Genomic DNA, 17487 nt, shown 5'->3' with positions numbered 1-17487 from the left:
TAGGACAGAATGCAGAATAAAATACCCCGCCCCGACAACCTGATCTGCCCGGCTGAAGAAATTTTCGATGCCAAATCTGTCCACCAGAGGCTGGAGACGGCCATCGCAGAGGCGACAGATAAATCAACGTCGCTACGCAAACCTGTAGTCGGCATTTTGAATGAAGAGATGACCAAAGGCCGCGCCGCAATCAGCGCGGCCTTTACTGACCAGCCTTTCGCCGCCCATGCTGCGACACGCAGTTATAGCTGGCTGACCGATTGCATTATTCTGACCGCCTTTGATCTGGCCACGCGCGTCATGCATCCACTTCCCACACCAACCGAGGCCGAACGTATCGCCGTCTTTGCTGTCGGTGGCTATGGTCGTGGTGAAATGGCCCCGCAATCAGATGTCGATTTGTTGTTTCTTACCCCCTACAAAATCACCCCCTGGGCTGAAAGCGTGATCGAAAGCATGCTTTATATGTTGTGGGATCTGCGCCTTAAAGTAGGTCATGCAAGCCGCACGATTCACGACTGCCTGCGCCTTGGCACCGAAGATTTCACAATACGCACCGCGCTGCTGGAAAACCGTTTTCTGGTTGGCGATGAAAAGCTGGCCGCAGACCTAAATCATCGTCTCTGGCAGGACCTGTTCAAGGGAACCGAGCGTGAATTTACCGAGGCCAAGCTGGAAGAACGCGATGCACGCCACGAAAAACAAGGCGGCCAGCGCTATATGGTTGAACCCAACGTAAAAGAGGGCAAAGGCGGGCTGCGCGACCTTCAATCCATGTTCTGGATCGCGAAATATCTGCACCGTGTGAAAGACGTCAGCGAACTGGCGTCACTTGGCCTTTTTACAAAAGAAGAGTTCGAAAAATTCTCCAAGGCTGAAAATTTTCTCTGGGCGGTGCGTTGCCACCTTCACCTACTCACCAAACGGCCCAGCGATCAATTGACATTCGATCTGCAGGTCGAGGTGGCCGAGCGCATGGGCTACAAGGATACTGCCGGCCGCCGGGGCGTTGAAATCTTCATGCAGGATTATTTTCGCCATGCCACGGCGGTGGGTGATCTGACGCGCATCTTTCTGACCAAACTGGAAGCGTCGCAGATCAAATCGCAGCCCCTGCTGCAACGGCTCTTTCGTCGCAAAAAGCGTCTCAAAGACGGTTATACCGAGGTACATGGACGCCTTGCGATTGCCGATGAAAAGGCCTTTCTTCAGGACCGGCTGAATCTGCTTCGGGTCTTCGAGGAAGGATTGCGCACCGGCCTTCTGATCCATCCGGACGCAATGCGACTTGTGACGGCCAACCTCAATCTGATCGATGACGAGTTTCGCGCCGATCCAAAAGCAAAGAAACTCTTTCTTGACCTGCTGCTGAAGCACGGAAACCCGGAACGCGCCCTGCGCCGGATGAACGAACTGGGCGTCCTGTCTGTGTTTATCCCCGAGTTTGAGCCGATCGTCGCCATGATGCAGTTCAACATGTACCACCATTACACGGTTGACGAACACATCATCCAGTGCATCAGCCATCTGGCCCAGATCGAACGCAGTGAATTGATTGAAGAACTGCCGGTTTCGTCCTCGATCCTCAAGGAGGGCGTCAACCGCAAAGTGCTTTATGTGGCCCTGCTGCTGCATGACATCGGCAAGGGTCGGGATGAAGACCACTCAATCCTTGGCGCACAGATCGCCCGCAAAGTGGCGCCACGTCTTGGTCTGAAACCAAAAGAGGTCGACACGGTTGAATGGCTGGTGCGCTATCATCTTCTGATGTCCGACATGGCGCAGAAACGCGATATTGCCGATCCGCGCACGGTGCGCGATTTTGCCAAGGCCGTGCAAACCCGCGAGCGTCTGGATTTGCTGCTCTTGCTGACGGTCTGCGATATCCGAGGCGTCGGCCCGGGGACCTGGAACAACTGGAAAGCCTCACTATTGAGGGCACTCTATCGACAAACCCGTCGTGCCATGGAAGGCGGGCTTGAAGATCTCAACCGCGAGCAACGCGGATCAGACGCCAAGCGCAACCTGCGCGAAGCGCTGTCAGACTGGGACGCCAAGGACCTTAAAATCGAAACGTCCCGGCACTACCCGCCTTACTGGCAGGGTCTGCATGTCACCGCACACGAGGTTTTTGCCCGCCTGTTGCGCGACCTCAAAGCAGATGAAATAGCGATCGACCTGCATCCCGACGAAGACCGTGATGCGACCCGCGCCTGCTTTGCTCTGGCCGACCATCCTGGCATATTCTCACGCTTGGCGGGTGCGCTGGCCCTTGTCGGCGCCAATGTGGTCGACGCGCGCACCTATACCTCCAAGGACGGCTTTGCCACCGCCGCCTTCTGGATACAGGACGCCGAGGGCCACCCCTACGAATCCAGTCGCCTGCCCCGCCTGCGTCAGATGATCCAGAAAACCCTCAAGGGCGAGGTCGTCGCCCGCGACGCCATCAAATCGCGCGACAAGATCAAGAAGCGAGAACGCGCTTTCCGGGTGCCCACACATATCACCTTTGATAACGAAGGCTCGGAAATCTACACCATCATCGAGGTCGACACCCGCGACCGGCCCGGCCTTCTGTATGACCTGACGCGCACACTGGCCAACAACAATGTCTACATCAACTCGGCCGTGATCGCGACTTTTGGTGAACAGGTGGTGGATACCTTTTATGTGAAAGACATGTTTGGCCTGAAGTTCCATTCCAAGGCCAAACAGGAAGCTCTTGAAAAGAAGCTCCGCCAGTCCATCGAACTGGGTGTGGAACGGGCCTTTACCTAGGGGCCGCTACTTTACACTGACCACCAAGGCCAAACTTCGAAAAACCCGCACTCCCACGCGCTTCTGCGTTCAGAGCCCAAACAAAAACCCCGGGGAACACCCCGGGGTTTCTGGTAATCTGGGTCGGAAAATTTAACCGGCAGAGAACTCCGGATAAGCTTCCATCCCCAATTCACTTACGTCCAGACCGTTGATTTCGGTTTCTTCATCAACTCGGATTCCCACCGTGAATTTAAGGATCAGCCAGACAACCGTCGAGGCTACGCTGACAAATACACCCACAACAACGATGGAATAAAGCTGTGTCATCAGGCTTGCGGCGTCGTTGGTAAACACGACCGCGACAGTGCCCCAGATGCCCGCGAACAGATGAACCGGAATGGCACCAACGACATCGTCAATCTTCATCCGGTCCAGCATGGGAACAGCGAACACAACAATTGCCCCCCCAACCGCGCCGATCAGCGTTGACTCGACAAGGGTAGGCGTCAGAGGCTCGGCTGTGATTGACACCAGACCGGCCAATGCTCCGTTGAGGATCATCGTCAGGTCAGGCTTTTTGTACATCACCTGCGTCATGATCAGCGCAACCGCAGAACCTGCCGCCGCCGCGGTGTTGGTGTTCGAAAAGATACGGCTAATATCAGACACGTTCCCGGCAGTATCCATATACAGCTGCGAACCGCCGTTGAACCCAAACCAGCCAAGCCACAGAATAAACGTGCCCAATGTGGCCAGCGCAAGGTTTGACCCGGGGAAGGGATGTACCCTGCCGTCTTTGTATTTACCCAAACGTGGCCCAAGGATGATGGCACCTGTCAGTGCGGCCCAGCCCCCAACCGAATGAACAACGGTCGAGCCTGCAAAATCCTGAAAGCCCATCGCGTGCAGAAAACCACCGCCCCATTTCCAGCTGGCCTGAATTGGGTAGATAACGGCTGTAAGCACGATAACAAATGCAAGGAAGGGCCACAGCTTGATCCGCTCTGCCAGCGCACCTGATACAATCGAGGCTGTCGCCGCACAGAACATCAGCTGAAAGAAAAAGTCCGAGCCAACGGAAGCATAGGTGAGGTCAGGCTCAGCGCCCTCCAGCCCCACGGGTTCAAGACCGGTCACCGAAAAGGCCCCAAGCACGTTGGAAATCGTCCAGGCATCGCCGGGGTACATCAGGTTGTATCCAAGGATGTAATAGAAGATCGACGCCAATGAGAATAGCGCAATGTTCTTGGTCAGCTGCATGGTAACGTTCTTGCCCCGCACAAGGCCCGCTTCCAGCATGGCAAACCCTGCCGCCATGAAGAAAACCAGAAAACCCGTGACAAGAAACATGAAGGTGGTGAAGATAAAGCCGATATCTGCATTCAGGGGCGTCGTATCAGCCTCTTGTGCAAGGCCAATCTGCGGAAGGACAATCAGCGCAGCCGCCAGTCCCAGTTGTGTGAGTTTTGGCATTTCTATTTTCCTAATCTCGCGCATCACAGCGCGTCTTCGTTGGTTTCACCCGTGCGCACCCGCATCGCCTGCGCGATGTCGAGGACAAAGATTTTGCCGTCCCCGATCTTGCCGGTACGGGCAGATGTGGCGATTGTGTCGACGACCTGATCGGCCATGGCTGAAGGGACAGCGATCTCAAGCTTGATCTTGGGAACGAAATTGACGGTATATTCGGCGCCCCTATAGATTTCGGTATGGCCTGATTGGGTGCCGAAGCCTTTGATTTCATTGACCATCATGCCACGAATACCAATGCCGACCAGCGCTTCGCGGACATCATCAAGTTTGAAGGGTTTTATAGTTGCAATGATCAGTTTCACATTCTTCTCTTTCGGAGTGGAGGACTTTGCACCCGCAGCGTAAAAACCTCTGCGGCGCAGCGTAAAGCGGACGCGCAAGATCAAAGGATGGAACCCGGAGGTATGCGTAAAATTTAGGCGCACACGGGAGCAGTGATTAATAATTGGGCATATTTGATCTTGATTGGGATGCACCAAAGGGATCAAACCCCCACCTGCTGCCTGACACCTCAAGATATCTGGCCCTGCCCGCACCGCACGCAAAGCCACCCAAACCGGCCCGGGAATTACAGGTCGGCAAAATCACGAACCGTTTTGCGCCCCTTCCCCCGCACGCTTTGATCCGCTAGGTCTGCCTGGATCGGACCCGGCAAAAGGCCCAAAGATGAAACCTATACGCTTGCTTTCCAGCGTTCTGACAGTCGGCGGCTGGACCTTGCTCAGCCGAATTCTGGGCTTTGTCCGCGACGTGCTGATCGCCAGTTATCTGGGCCCCGGTGCGCTGATGGATGCCTTTGTCGCTGCCTTCCGCCTGCCCAACATGTTCCGCCGATTCTTTGCCGAGGGGGCGTTCAATGCCGCGTTCGTGCCGATGTTCTCGAAACGCTACGAAGCTGGAGAAGATGCCGAAGGTTTCGCGTCGCTGGCCCTCAGTGGTCTGGCGCTTATCCTGCTGGCGCTGACAGGCCTGTCGATGGTTTTCATGCCTGCGCTGGTCTGGGCCACCGCCGAGGGCTTTTCGGGCGACGCGCGTTTTGACCTGACCGTGGAATTCGGTCGCATCGTCTTTCCCTATATCCTTTTCATCTCAATGGCCGCGCTATTTTCCGGCGTGCTTAATGCCGCCGGTCGTTTTGCAGCTGCCGCAGCAGCACCTGTGCTGCTGAACATCATGCTGGTCGGCGCGATGATCTTTGCCGCCTATACTGGCGGCGCCGTGGCGCAGGCGCTTGTCTGGACCATTCCTTTTGCTGGTGTGGCCCAATTGATTCTGGTCTGGCAGGCCACGCGCCGCGCCGGGATTCATATCCGCCCCGTCCGCCCACGCTGGACCCCTGCCATGTCGCGCCTGGTGCGCATTGCCATCCCGGCCGCCCTTGCCGGGGGCGTCATGCAGATCAACCTTCTGGTCGGTCAACAGGTCGCGTCGAACTTCGACAAGGCGATCAGCTGGCTTTATTCTGCAGACCGGCTTTATCAGCTGCCTCTTGGCGTGGTCGGCATCGCAGTGGGTATTGTCCTGTTACCCGATCTTTCACGCCGCCTGAAAGCCAATGACCACGACGGCGGGCGCGAGGCCTTTTCCCGCGCCGGTGAAATTTCACTTGCGCTGACAGTCCCCTCTGCCGTGGCACTGGTTACGATCCCTTTTCCGCTGGTCACTGTCCTGTTTGAACGTGGCGCTTTTGGTACCGACGATACCGCCGCCACCGCCCTTGCCGTTGCTGTCTACGGGTTGGGCCTGCCCGCTTTCGTTCTGCAAAAAATCCTGCAACCGGTTTTTTTCGCTCGTGAAGACACCACCAGCCCATTCCGCTACGCCGTAGTGGCCATGATCGTGAATGCAGTCGTGGCTATCGGGCTGGCCTACTATATTGGCTGGATCGCAGCGGCAATTGCAACCACGGTGGCCGGTTGGGTCATGGTCTGGCTACTGATCCAGGGCGCACGCCCCTTTGGCGATGTGGCCCGGTTCGACGCCCGCTTTCGCAGACGCGTCTGGCGGATCGTACTCGCCTCGATCCTGATGGGTGTTGTGCTCTGGGTCATGGGGATACTGCTTAACCCGGTCTTCACCCTGGCGGGCTGGCGCTGGCTGGCACTGCTGGTGCTGATTGGTTCAGGCGTGATCAGCTACTTCAGCCTTGGCCACGCCATTGGCGCCTTCCGACTGCAAGAATTCCGGCAGGCACTGCGCCGACGATAAACCGACCCGGATGTGACTCTAACGATGCCGGATTTTGGCACGAATCTTGGACCATCCCCCCGGCGCCAGAAAGAACGACAGCACAAAGCCAAAGGCAAACCCGCCGACGTCCGCCAGCCAGTCACCATTTCCGCCAAACACCAATCCAAAGAACAGCTGAATACCCATCAGAAACCCGATCAGCGTGAACGCGCGATATTGCTGCGCGCCCATCTGCCCCAGTTTCAGCCACATAAGATAGGTAAACCCGCCGATCAGGCCGTAAACCCCCGGAAAAACCCCGATCAGCCAGGGCTGCCCACCGGCGACAAGCCCAAAGATGGCGGCCCCTGCAACCGAAGATGCCAGAAAAAGCAACAGCGTCGCCCACCCGCTGAACACATCGCCTACGAATTTGCCAAGCGCCAGTAACATCGCCCCGCCGAACAACGCATGGGTAAAGGTGCCATGTACAAAGATGAAACTGACAAAGCGGATCATATGTTCACCCGGATACACTCCGTTTTGCAGCATCCACTTCATGATATCGCTATTGAACCCATAGGACTGGATCGCCGCACTGCGCCAGCCCACAGCGCCAGGACCACCAATCAACCCTCGCGCGCCCAGTGAAAACGCGGCCTCGATGCCGATGACCACAAGAAACAGGGCCACCACCACGGGCGGTATCGGGTTGACGGGGCTAGTGTTATCGGGGCTCGACATGCCTGCTCTCCTTGACGGCGCTATGGCCCATGGGTAAGCGAGGCAGACGAATTAATCCAGTCGGAGATGACATATGACCAAGGCGGCGTTCACCCCGCGCGTATTCTCAGGCATCCAGCCCTCAGGCGGGCTGACCCTTGGCAATTATCTGGGTGCGCTCAAACGATTTGCCGACGCTCAGGATAAGGGGATCGAGACGATCTATTGCATGGTCGATCTGCACGCCATCACCGTCTGGCAGGACCCCGCCAAGCTGCGCCATGCCACGCGCGAACTTTGCGCAGGCTTTATTGCGTCTGGCGTCGATCCGCAGAAATCCATCCTGTTCAATCAGTCACAAGTGGCCGAACACGCCCAAATGGCATGGATATTCAACTGCGTCGCGCGCATGGGCTGGATGAAACGCATGACCCAATTCAAGGACAAGGCGGGCAAGAACGCCGAAAACGCCTCATTGGGGCTGTTTGGGTATCCGGCGCTGATGGCGGCTGACATTCTGGTTTACCACGCGACCCATGTGCCGGTAGGTGAAGATCAAAAACAGCATCTTGAACTGACCCGCGACATCGCAATGAAGTTCAACCATGACTACGGCGTCGATTTCTTTCCCATCACCGAACCGGTGATCGAAGGCGCGGCTACGCGCGTGATGAGCCTGCGTGACGGATCCAAGAAAATGTCCAAATCCGACCCTTCGGATATGTCACGCATCAATCTGACCGACGATGCCGATACCATCGCCAAAAAGATCCGCAAGGCCAAGACCGACCCCGAGCCTTTGCCGTCCGAGGTAGAAGGCCTTGAGAACCGCCCCGAGGCCCGCAACCTGATCAACATCTTCGCGGCCCTGTCCGACCAGACTGTCGATCAGGTTATGGCCGAAGTCGGCGGCAAGGCTTTTTCGGAATTCAAACCGATGCTGGCAGATCTGGCCGTGGCGCAAATGTCGCCAATCTCAACCGAAATGTCCCGCCTGATGCAGGATACAGCCGAAATTGATCGCATTCTCGAAGCCGGAGCAGACCGTGCGCGTGCCATTGCCGCCCCGATACTACAAAGAACCTATGATATTGTCGGCATGGTTGGCGCCCGCGTAAGTTAAAATCTCAGGCGTTTTCAGGCCGACATGGTGCGGGTTAATCCTATTGCGGTTGACCACTGCCCCTGCACACCCCAAGTTTGCATTGAAATAGTCTGGAAAACTGATGGCGCCCGAAGAAATCGAAAACCTTCCCTACCGCCCTTGTGTCGGCGTTATGCTTGCCAACTCTCAGGGTCATGTTTTTGTCGGGCAGCGCATCGACAATGACAACGCAGCCTGGCAGATGCCTCAGGGCGGCATAGACCCAGGCGAAGATCCCCGTGATGCAGCCCTGCGTGAGCTTTGGGAAGAAACGGGAGTGCCAGCCGATCTTGTCACCATCGAGGCTGAAACACCTGATTGGATTCCCTACGACCTGCCGCATGATCTGGTACCGCGCATCTGGAAAGGCCGGTTTCGCGGACAGAAGCAGAAATGGTTCCTTCTGCGGTTCCATGGCGCAGACTCGGACGTGAATATCGCCACCGACCACCCCGAGTTTTCCGAATGGCGTTGGCTGGACCCTGAACTGCTGGTCGCCAATATCGTGCCCTTCAAACGCGTGGTTTACGAACGCGTTATGGCTGCATTTGGGGCAAGGCTATGATCCGCGGTTTGCTCGTCAGCACCCAGATTGCACTTGCCTCACCTGCGATGGCCTTGTCCTGCCTGCCCCCGGATGTGACACGCACCTATAACGAAGCCGCCGAAGCAAAAGAGGCCTATATTATCGTGTACGGCCGCCTGAATTTTGACGAAACCAGATTGCCCAAGGTCGATAGGGAAAAGCTGGAACAGACACCACACAACACGCTGATCCCGGCGCAGCTTGTAGGCAATTCCCTTGTTGGGGCGGGCTTTGAACAGGCCTTTGACCAACCAATCACGTTGAATGCCCAATGCTTTGGTCCCTGGTGCGCCGGGGCAAGGTCAGATACGCCCTTTCTGGCCTTTCTGGAACGCACCGAAGATGGCTATTTGCTGAAACTTGATCCTTGCGGCGGCTTCGGCTTTGCCAACCCCTCGCTCGAGATGCTGGAACATGTCGCACAGTGCTTCAAGGATAAGGCCTGCGAACCCGCGCCGTTCTGATACCGCTGAAAATTCAACTTTTCTCTCATATCGGAACCGGCCGGAAAAATCGGGCTGTCAAACGGACAGCCCTCATTTCGGTAATCAAATTTTAACTGCCATAAAACGTACAAAACCCGCGTACGAATTGTACAATTCGTACGCGGGTTTTTCTGTTACCCGAAGCGGGGTCTTGCCTTGCTAACCCCCGTAAACCAGCCTGGGTAGCCAGGTGATGACTTGCGGAAACAGCATGCACAAAGACAAACCGACGATCTGCAGAAAGAGAAACGGCAAGGCCGATTTGAAGATATCGCTCATTGGGATATCCGCCGGGGCCACACCCCGCAGATAAAACAGCGCATAACCAAAGGGCGGCGAAAGAAAGCTCATCTGCATGTTCACCAGATAAAGCACGCCGAACCACAGGACCAGATCATTCTCGGACGCCATACCAAAGGCTTCGGGGCCCAATGCCTTGATAATGGGCACAAAAATTGGCACCGCCAACAGCAGGATACCGACCCAGTCCAGAAACATGCCCAGCACGATCAGCACAAGCATCATCAGCATCAGGATGCCCCAGGGGCCAAGGCCCATGCCGGTCATCGTCCGCTCGACAAATTCCTGCCCGCCTTCCAGAACGTAAAGCCCGACAAAGATTGTCGCACCGAACATGATCCAGATCACCATCGCACTCGCCTTGAGTGTGGTCAGACAGGCCTCGCGTACGGTGGTCCAGGTCAACTTGCGGTGAATGGCCGCCACGATAAAGGCACCAAAGGTTCCGATACCAGCCGCTTCAACCGGCGTAGCCACCCCGGCAAAAATCACGCCAAGCACTACAAAAATAAGCGAGATTGGCGCCGCCATATTCCCCAGAAGACGCAGCTTTTCTGCGTTACTGACACGGTCCTCAACAGGAATGGGCGGACCTTTCTTGGGGTCGGCATAACACATGGCGACGACGTAGATAATGTACATCCCCGACAGCAATAGCCCTGGCAGAACTGCCCCGATAAACAATTCGCCCACCGACTGCTCTGCAACAACCGCATAGATGATAGCAAGGATGGACGGCGGAATGAGGATACCCAGAGTCCCCCCAGCCATGATCGAGCCCATGGCTATCTTGGGGTCATAGTTGCGCTCCAGCATAGCCGGCAGCGCGATGATACCCATCGTCACCACGGCTGCGCCAATTACACCTACCATGGCTGCCAGGATGGTCGAGGCGATGATCGTTGCCGCTGCCAGGCCGCCTTTGACGCCCCCCAGAAGCTTGTAGATCACATCGAACATCTCGTTGATAATACCAGCCCTTTCCAGCATCGCGGCCAGAAAGATAAATAGCGGGATCGCCGATAACTGATAGTTCGTCATCAACGGGAAAATCCGCGAGGGCACGATATTCAACGTCTGCGCATCTCCCAGAATAAACAGGAACACACAGGCTAGACCACCAGTCACAAACGCCAGCGGCAATCCCGCCATCAGCAACACCATCAGGCTGCCAAACATCAGCAAGGTCAGCCAGCCGATTTCCATCTCGATACCCATTAATCAGGCTCCTTGCAGGCTGTTACGGACAGTGACAACATCCTGGGCCAGCTTCGCAATCCCCTGCAGGATCAACAGCACAGCCCCGATAGCGATGGCCCATTTGAAGGGCCAGTAGGCAATGGTCCATTCCGAGAAGGAAACCTCGTGCACCACAGTCGCATCCATCGCAAAGATCCAGCCGGTCACCAGCAATGTCCCCGCGAAGATGAAGAAAAATACCGACGTTAGCAGGTCAACCACAGCTTTGCGCAGCGGCGACCAATCGGCGTAAAAAACGTCTACCTTGACATGCGCGTCGGTCATTGCCGCATAGGCACCTGCGATCAGGTATTGCATGCCAAACATCAGGAACATGCCTTCGTGTACCCAGATTGAGGGCGAGTTGAAGACATAGCGCGCTACCACTTCAAAATAATAAGCAAAGACGGCGATCACCGCCCAGTAACTGACGAACTCGCCGGCGAAATAAGACATGCGATCAATAGCGCCGGTCCAGCCGGTTCCGATATGGGCCATGTCACCCTTTATTTCTTCGGCTTCGATAGCGGCTAGTTTGGCTGCGGCCTCGGCCTCTATCGCCTCAAGCGTTCCAGCAGAGGCTATGGTACTGGCCTCTTCCATCGCCAGTTTTTCACGGGCGCGCCTGATCATGCCAGGCAATAAAACTGCATCCAGGGCAACAAGTGCGCAGATCACAAGAAACGCGACATAGGCTACATTCGCCCAGGTATCCCGCATCGCTGTGGCGGCCTCCAGATTGGGTCGGGCCGCTTCCAGATCTGCGCGGGATTTTTCCATTCGCTGCTGATCGGCGACCAGCGTATCCTGCGCCTTTTCCAACTGCTTTTTAGCGCTTTTCTGCGCAAATGTGCCCTCTTCTGCCTCGTCCAGAGCGGCCTGCAACTTGGCCAGACGTTCATCGGCGCCTGCCAGTTTCGGCTCTAGCCGCGTGATCACACGCTGCGCGCTGTTCAGAACATTTGCAGCCTCTGACTCAACCTCGCGGGCATCGCGGCCCTGCGCATTGGCGAACAGGATACCGAAGAAGATTGGCAGAAAAAGCAACCCCCAAAGGTTTCGCAGATAAAGCCGATGGAGGCCCAGAAGCCCCCCGGTAAACAGGATCATATAGCCAATGGGCAGCGAATAACCTGTCGACTGTTTGCGCCGCGCCATCATCATGGCGAACAGCGGAAAGACAACCAGTGCACCCCAATAAAGCCAATGGGGCAAAATGAAATCAATGCTGGGCATAGGTTTTTCCGTTGGGGTCAGTCGTATGACATGTCACGCCCCCGCAGATGCAGGGGCGTGACGGTGATGCTTACAGAGTTCGATCAAAGATCCAGCGTTTGGCCTTCGATCATTTCAGGTGTCACATAGCCAAGCGAGCCGGACAGCATGTAATCAAGTTGGATCTTGAAAACACGCGCGGCATCCTTGTCGCGGTTGGCATATTTGAACCAGATCGGGACGGCGACTTCGGTCATCAGTTCGACATCTGTCTGGCTGAGGCGCGTAACCTCTGTCCCATCTGCCTCGAACTTTTTCCATGCGGCCTGGTCGGCGGCCTGGATCGCGGCATGGTGATGGTCGGAATATGCGGCTGTTTCCAGCTCGACAAACTGCTGCATCGCGGGGCTCAGTTTGTTCCAGCTTGGCATGCCAACCGTGATATCCATGATATCGACCGGCTGATACACCGACATAAAGCCCGGAGGCCCCATCGAGATGTATTTGGTGACCTGACTAAAGCCAAGGGCATAGTTCACAGCGGGGCCCACATAATCGGCCACGTCGATCGTCCCTTTTTCCAGCGCCGGGAAGATTTCCGAGCCGGGCAATAGCGTGGTTTTTGCGCCAAGCTCTGAAAAGAGTTCAGCAACCATACCGCCTGGCGCACGCATTTTGCGGCCTGCGAAATCGTCGACCGAACGGATCGGCACTTTGGAATGGATGATATTCGGGCCATGATGCACCGGACCCACGAAATGCATGTTCTGCGCGGCATAAAGCTCGCGGGCAATCTCGAGCCCGCCAAGGCCATAATAGAACGTGTCAAACTCGTGCGGGTTGCGCAGTCCCAGCGGATAGCTGGTTAGGAACATCGCCGCCGGAATGATGCCCTGAGCGTAGATGGTGAACGGGTTAACAGCATCCAGAACACCGTTTTTCACGGCATCGTAAAGCTGAAAGTCGCCAACAACGTCCTTGGCACCGAACGGCTCGAACGCCAGTTCACCGCCGGTTTTTTCAACGATTGAGCCTGCCCAGTCCTTGAATATTTGCAAACCGATACCGCCGGGCCAGGATGTCTGGATTTTCCAGGTCGTGGTTTCACCAGCTGCAGTGGCGATGGATGGGGCTGCCAGCGTTGTTGCGCCCGCTGTCGCAAGGCCAGCAAGTGCCTGGCGACGTGAAATCGTCTTATTGGTCATATGTTCCTCCCTAGTGCCTTTGTTCCCAATGCCACTCTGCACGGGTAATATTCAGCGACCGTGATATTACGTGGAATTAAAAATTGGTAAAGAAATATTTCCAATATTGGGCGGCGTCATTTCGACACAACACCCCCAGACGTACCTTTAAATGCCCGGATTAGCGCCTTAAAGCTTTGTAAAATTTATACTTTAAGCTCAAAAAAATTAAATCTGTATCGCGTCTGATTGAGCGGCGTAAAAGGCAATTCTGGATCAGCCTGATACAATTTTGAAGTGTATCTTTAACTTTTAAGACCCCTTAAGAAGCCGCAACAGCGTCTGCGAGGGATATCCATCCGCCTTCACACCAACAGAATTCTGAAATGCGCGAATTGCATTCGTGGTGTTTGGCCCGATGATACCATCAATCTTTTCGATCCCGTATCCCTTGCGCTGCAAACGGCGCTGCATCTCCATTCTCTGGTCAAACGACAGAGGGTCATAGCCACGCGGCCAGTTGGCCTGAATCCCGGGCCCACCCTTTAGTCGATCGGCCAGGTGACCCACACCAATTACATAGGCATCGGCGTTATTATACCGCTCGATCACAGCGAAATTGTCAAATATCATAAAAGCCGCGCCTTTGGATCCTGCAGGCAGCAGGATTGCGGCGTTGCCATAATTTGGCACAGGTTTGCCATTGAAACCAACAACGCCCTGAGCGGCCCAGGCCGCAGGAGATTTGCGATTCTTGCGGCTGGCCAGGCTGGGATTGAACCCTTTGGGAAGGCGCACTTCAACGCCCCAGGGTTGGCCTTTTTTCCAGCCAAACCTTCTAAGGTAAGCAGCAGTTGACGCCAAAGCATCACTGGGATCATCCGACCAGATATCGCGCTTGCCATCGTCGGTAAAATCCACAGCATAAGCCAGATAAGAGGTTGGGATGAACTGCGTATGCCCCATGGCCCCTGCCCAGCTACCGGTCATGTTGCGCGGCGACACATCTCCGGACTGGATAATTTTCAGGGCCGCAATCAATTGCCCCTCAAAGAACTTGCCGCGGCGCCCGTCAAAGGCCAGCGTCGCCAGCGCTTCGATCAACGGAATGTCACCTTTGCGGGTGCCATAATAGCTTTCCAACCCCCAGATGGCGGTAACAATCTCTTTGTCTACCCCATATTTCTGCTCGATCCGTCTTAGCGTATTACTATGTTTTCTCAGTGCTTTTTTTCCACCCTCAATTCGCGGGGGCGAGGCGGCGCTGTCCAGATAATCCCAGATCTGCCTTTTGAATTCCGCCTGATTTCTGTCCTTGTGCACGACATCGGCATTAAAGCGTACACCGTGAAAGGCATTATCAAACACACTGCCCTTGATACCGGCACTTACAGCGCGCCCGCGAAAACCCTTTATCCAGCGATCAAAAGCAGGGTTTGACGAAACCACCAGAATAGTCTCAGCTCTGTTATCGGCATTGCCAAGCTGTGCAGGGCGTATCTTTGGCCGCAAGCTGCGCACGGGCACATCAATCACCACAACAGAAGCGGGCGTAATCACGCCCGACCCGGGCCGCAACTGTGGTCTGATCGAACTTTCAACCGGCGCGGCCAATACCGCCGTTCCTGATAAGATGCCTGTTACTATGGCCAACAGAATACTCACTCGCATTGCCCGGCCCTTTTTTGTTTGACGCTTTTGCCTCATGGTAGCCCGAATATTTCCAAATCGAAAGTAGTCATAAAACCGGGCGCGGGTCGTTGCTCATCTGCAAGGCTGCCTGCACAATAGAATCACGATGCCCCGCAGTGACACTACTCGGCGCGACCCTGATTGCGGTGCCCGGGCAGGATCCAAGGGGGTTGCCGACGGGACTTCTAACGCTTCCGCGTCACCTTTCGCTTTACCTTGTCTGATTTCCGTTTTGCCTTGTTGAACTTACGCCTTACGGGACGACCACGGCTGCCAGACCCGCTCTTTGGCATAGCTTTGCCCTCGATCGACACCAGTTCCAGCGCCAATCCACCCGTAACCGGAGCAGCCTCGGACAGTTTTGCCGTCACCCGCTGCCCCAGCCCGATGGTCAGCCCGCTGTCCGCTCCTGTCAGGGTGCCTGCCTCTCGGTCAAAATGGAAAAACTCGCGCCCGAGGCTGCGTACCGGAATAAGCCCATCGGCCCCGGTTTCATCCAGCCTTACAAAAACCCCGAATTTGGCAACTCCACTGATCCGACCGGTAAACTCTTCACCTACACGCTCGGACAGGAACGCCGCCAGATAGCGGTCATTGGTGTCACGCTCGGCCATCATCGAGCGTCTTTCGGTATCGCTGATATGTGTCGCCGTACTTTCCAGCCGTTCCATATCCTCATGACTAAGACCATCATCGCCCCAACCATGGGCGCTGATCAACGCACGATGCACGACCAGATCAGCATACCGCCGGATGGGCGAGGTGAAATGTGCATAAGCTTGCAACGCAAGGCCAAAATGCCCGAAATTCGACGGGGCATAATAGGCCTGCGTCATGGCGCGCAATGTCGACATATTGATCTGTTCGGCATGATCCGTACCAGCGGCGGCATTCAACAAAGCATTCAGGTGCGCGGTTTTCAAAACCTGCCCCTTGGCCAGTACCAGCCCCGCCGCCTCAGCCACCTCGCGCAGCGTATCCAGCTTTTCGGGGGGTGGTTCTTCGTGAACCCGGAACAAGAGCGGTGATTTTCTGGCAATCAGGGTTTCGGCCGCGGCCACATTGGCCAGAACCATGAATTCTTCGATCAGCTTGTGGGCATCAAGACGATCGGCAAAATTAACGCTCAGGACCTGGCCTTCGTCACTCAGCACGACCTTGCGCTCGGGCAGATCCAGATTAAGCGGCTGGCGCTTCCGGCGTGCCTGCTCAAGTGCCTCATAGGCCGCATAGAGCGGTTGGATCACATCCTCCATCAATGGCGCGCATTTATCATTCGGCGCGCCGTCCATGGCCTGCTGCACTTCCTGATAGTTCAGCGAGGCCACAGACCGCATCAAACCACGCTGAAACCAGTGACCGATCTTTTCACCATGGGCGTTGATCTGCATCCGGACAGCGATGCAGGCCCGCGGCACGCCTTCATGCAGCGAGCACAGGTCCCCAGACAGCCGATCAGGCAACATCGGCACAACCCGATCAGGGAAGTAGCTGGAGTTGCCGCGCTTTCTGGCCTCACGGTCCAACGCAGAGCCCGAGGTAACATAATGTGCCACATCTGCAATCGCGACCCAGATTACATGCCCGCCCTCGTTTTTGGGGTCATCATCGGCATGAGCCCAACAGGCATCGTCATGATCGCGCGCATCCGAGGGGTCGATCGTGATCAGCGGCATGTCCCGCATATCTTCACGCGCGCTCAGCCCGGCGGGTTTCATCCTGTCCGCTTCAGCGATCACTTCATCGGGAAAATCATCGGGGATGCCATGCTGATGAATCGCAATCAGCGAGACCGCTTTGGGTGCCGACGGATCACCAAGCCGTTGCACGACCCGTGCACGAGGCAGGCCCATCCGGCCTTTGGGCCCGGCCTGCTCGGCCTCAACCAGCTCTCCATCCTTGGCGCCGCCGGTGGCATCGCCCAGAATATCCCATTCCTTGCCATCCCCCTTGTCGATCGGCAAAAGCCGACCGCCTTCGGTAGTTTTTCTGAAAATCCCAAGCACCTTTAAAGGGTTGGTCCCGATCCGGCGGATCAGCCGACCCTCGTACTGGTGCGCCTCGCCGTTTGCTTCGGTCAGCCGGGCCAGGATGCGATCACCCTCGCCCAGGGCCGGGTCGCTGGCACGTGGTATGACCATCACAACCGGCTCATCTCCCTCACCCTGCCATTCCAGGGGGCGGGCAAAAAGTTCACCATCGGGTGTCTGGCCTGTAACCTGCAGCACACTGACCGGCGGCAAGCGATCCGGGTCGCGATAGGTCTTCTTGCGCTTTTCCAGATGCCCTTCGGCCTCCAGCTCTTTCAACATGCGTTTCAGGTCAATCCGCGCCGCACCCTTGATGCCAAAGGCCCGGGCGATATCGCGTTTCGAAGCTTGGGTCGGGTTATCGGAAATCCATTGCAGGATCTCGTCTTTCGAGGGCATCTGGCTCATGTTGCTGGCCTAACATGAA

The 17487-nt window shown here is 56.1% G+C and carries 13 protein-coding genes; 5 read left to right on the top strand and 8 right to left on the bottom strand.

The window, feature by feature from the left end; genetic code table 11:
* The first annotated feature begins 9 nt into the window (after window positions 1–9).
* Window positions 10–2778, top strand: a complete 2769-nt coding sequence (locus PEL8287_RS04985) for a [protein-PII] uridylyltransferase (protein ID WP_085891246.1) — start codon at window positions 10–12, stop codon at window positions 2776–2778.
* A 132-nt stretch (window positions 2779–2910) separates the two neighbouring features.
* On the opposite strand, the gene PEL8287_RS04980 is transcribed toward PEL8287_RS04985, so the two are convergent.
* Together PEL8287_RS04980 and PEL8287_RS04975 are read right to left on the bottom strand one after the other, a co-directional pair.
* Window positions 2911–4233 carry an ammonium transporter AmtB gene (locus tag PEL8287_RS04980; protein ID WP_085891245.1) on the bottom strand — a complete coding sequence of 441 codons (1323 nt, stop codon included), beginning with the start codon at window positions 4231–4233 and terminating at the stop codon, window positions 2911–2913.
* Window positions 4234–4256: 23 nt separating this feature from the next.
* Window positions 4257–4595, bottom strand: coding sequence for a P-II family nitrogen regulator (locus tag PEL8287_RS04975; RefSeq protein ID WP_085891244.1), 339 nt, complete (start codon window positions 4593–4595; stop codon window positions 4257–4259).
* A gap of 364 nt (window positions 4596–4959) precedes the next feature.
* Here PEL8287_RS04975 and murJ point away from each other — a divergent pair, with 364 nt between their 5' ends.
* A complete protein-coding gene (gene murJ / locus PEL8287_RS04965; RefSeq protein WP_085891242.1) occupies window positions 4960–6501 on the top strand; it encodes a murein biosynthesis integral membrane protein MurJ in 1542 nt (513 codons plus the stop codon).
* A gap of 18 nt (window positions 6502–6519) precedes the next feature.
* Here murJ and PEL8287_RS04960 read toward each other — a convergent pair whose 3' ends face one another.
* Window positions 6520–7206 carry a rhomboid family intramembrane serine protease gene (locus PEL8287_RS04960; protein ID WP_085891241.1) on the bottom strand — a complete coding sequence of 229 codons (687 nt, stop codon included), beginning with the start codon at window positions 7204–7206 and terminating at the stop codon, window positions 6520–6522.
* A gap of 73 nt (window positions 7207–7279) precedes the next feature.
* Between PEL8287_RS04960 and trpS the strand changes: the two genes are divergently transcribed.
* From trpS to PEL8287_RS04945, 3 genes are all read left to right on the top strand, one after another.
* Window positions 7280–8308, top strand: a complete 1029-nt coding sequence (trpS, locus tag PEL8287_RS04955; RefSeq protein ID WP_085891240.1) for a tryptophan--tRNA ligase — start codon at window positions 7280–7282, stop codon at window positions 8306–8308.
* Window positions 8309–8411: 103 nt separating this feature from the next.
* Window positions 8412–8894: an RNA pyrophosphohydrolase gene (locus PEL8287_RS04950; RefSeq protein WP_085891239.1), complete on the top strand. Its 483-nt coding sequence runs from the start codon at window positions 8412–8414 to the stop codon at window positions 8892–8894.
* On the top strand, window positions 8891–9379 hold the full coding sequence (locus tag PEL8287_RS04945) for a hypothetical protein (protein WP_085891238.1): 489 nt from the start codon (window positions 8891–8893) through the stop codon (window positions 9377–9379). The genes PEL8287_RS04950 and PEL8287_RS04945 overlap by 4 nt, the downstream gene beginning before the upstream one ends.
* A 180-nt stretch (window positions 9380–9559) precedes the next feature.
* On the opposite strand, the gene PEL8287_RS04940 is transcribed toward PEL8287_RS04945, so the two are convergent.
* The 5 genes from PEL8287_RS04940 to rnr all read right to left on the bottom strand — a co-directional run bounded on the left by PEL8287_RS04940 (window position 9560) and on the right by rnr (window position 17468).
* Window positions 9560–10918, bottom strand: coding sequence for a TRAP transporter large permease (locus tag PEL8287_RS04940; RefSeq protein ID WP_085891237.1), 1359 nt, complete (start codon window positions 10916–10918; stop codon window positions 9560–9562).
* A gap of 3 nt (window positions 10919–10921) precedes the next feature.
* Window positions 10922–12175 (bottom strand): TRAP transporter small permease subunit, encoded by a 1254-nt coding sequence (locus tag PEL8287_RS04935; protein WP_085891236.1) that lies wholly within the window; start codon window positions 12173–12175, stop codon window positions 10922–10924.
* An 83-nt stretch (window positions 12176–12258) separates the two neighbouring features.
* Complete coding sequence (gene dctP / locus PEL8287_RS04930) at window positions 12259–13359, bottom strand: TRAP transporter substrate-binding protein DctP (RefSeq protein ID WP_085891235.1); 1101 nt, start codon at window positions 13357–13359, stop codon at window positions 12259–12261.
* A gap of 291 nt (window positions 13360–13650) precedes the next feature.
* A complete protein-coding gene (locus PEL8287_RS04925; protein ID WP_085891495.1) occupies window positions 13651–15009 on the bottom strand; it encodes a lytic murein transglycosylase in 1359 nt (452 codons plus the stop codon).
* Between the two features lie 206 nt (window positions 15010–15215).
* Complete coding sequence (gene rnr / locus PEL8287_RS04920; RefSeq protein ID WP_085891234.1) at window positions 15216–17468, bottom strand: ribonuclease R; 2253 nt, start codon at window positions 17466–17468, stop codon at window positions 15216–15218.
* Window positions 17469–17487: the final 19 nt, after the last annotated feature.

Origin of the sequence: Roseovarius litorisediminis (assembly GCF_900172295.1) — a bacterium.
In the GTDB taxonomy this organism is placed as follows: Bacteria; Pseudomonadota; Alphaproteobacteria; order Rhodobacterales; family Rhodobacteraceae; genus Roseovarius; species Roseovarius litorisediminis.
This window is presented reverse-complemented; position numbering and strand designations above follow the sequence as displayed.

Excerpts from the sequence above, each read along its gene's own strand:
- PEL8287_RS04985 (WP_085891246.1), top strand. The coding sequence starts at position 10 with ATGCAGAATAAAATACCCCGCCCCGACAACCTGATCTGCCCGGCTGAA.
- PEL8287_RS04980 (WP_085891245.1), bottom strand. The coding sequence starts at position 4,233 with ATGCCAAAACTCACACAACTGGGACTGGCGGCTGCGCTGATTGTCCTT.
- murJ (WP_085891242.1), top strand. The coding sequence starts at position 4,960 with ATGAAACCTATACGCTTGCTTTCCAGCGTTCTGACAGTCGGCGGCTGG.
- PEL8287_RS04960 (WP_085891241.1), bottom strand. The coding sequence starts at position 7,206 with ATGTCGAGCCCCGATAACACTAGCCCCGTCAACCCGATACCGCCCGTG.
- trpS (WP_085891240.1), top strand. The coding sequence starts at position 7,280 with ATGACCAAGGCGGCGTTCACCCCGCGCGTATTCTCAGGCATCCAGCCC.
- PEL8287_RS04950 (WP_085891239.1), top strand. The coding sequence starts at position 8,412 with ATGGCGCCCGAAGAAATCGAAAACCTTCCCTACCGCCCTTGTGTCGGC.
- PEL8287_RS04945 (WP_085891238.1), top strand. The coding sequence starts at position 8,891 with ATGATCCGCGGTTTGCTCGTCAGCACCCAGATTGCACTTGCCTCACCT.
- PEL8287_RS04940 (WP_085891237.1), bottom strand. The coding sequence starts at position 10,918 with ATGGGTATCGAGATGGAAATCGGCTGGCTGACCTTGCTGATGTTTGGC.
- PEL8287_RS04935 (WP_085891236.1), bottom strand. The coding sequence starts at position 12,175 with ATGCCCAGCATTGATTTCATTTTGCCCCATTGGCTTTATTGGGGTGCA.
- dctP (WP_085891235.1), bottom strand. The coding sequence starts at position 13,359 with ATGACCAATAAGACGATTTCACGTCGCCAGGCACTTGCTGGCCTTGCG.
- PEL8287_RS04925 (WP_085891495.1), bottom strand. The coding sequence starts at position 15,009 with ATGCGAGTGAGTATTCTGTTGGCCATAGTAACAGGCATCTTATCAGGA.
- rnr (WP_085891234.1), bottom strand. The coding sequence starts at position 17,468 with ATGAGCCAGATGCCCTCGAAAGACGAGATCCTGCAATGGATTTCCGAT.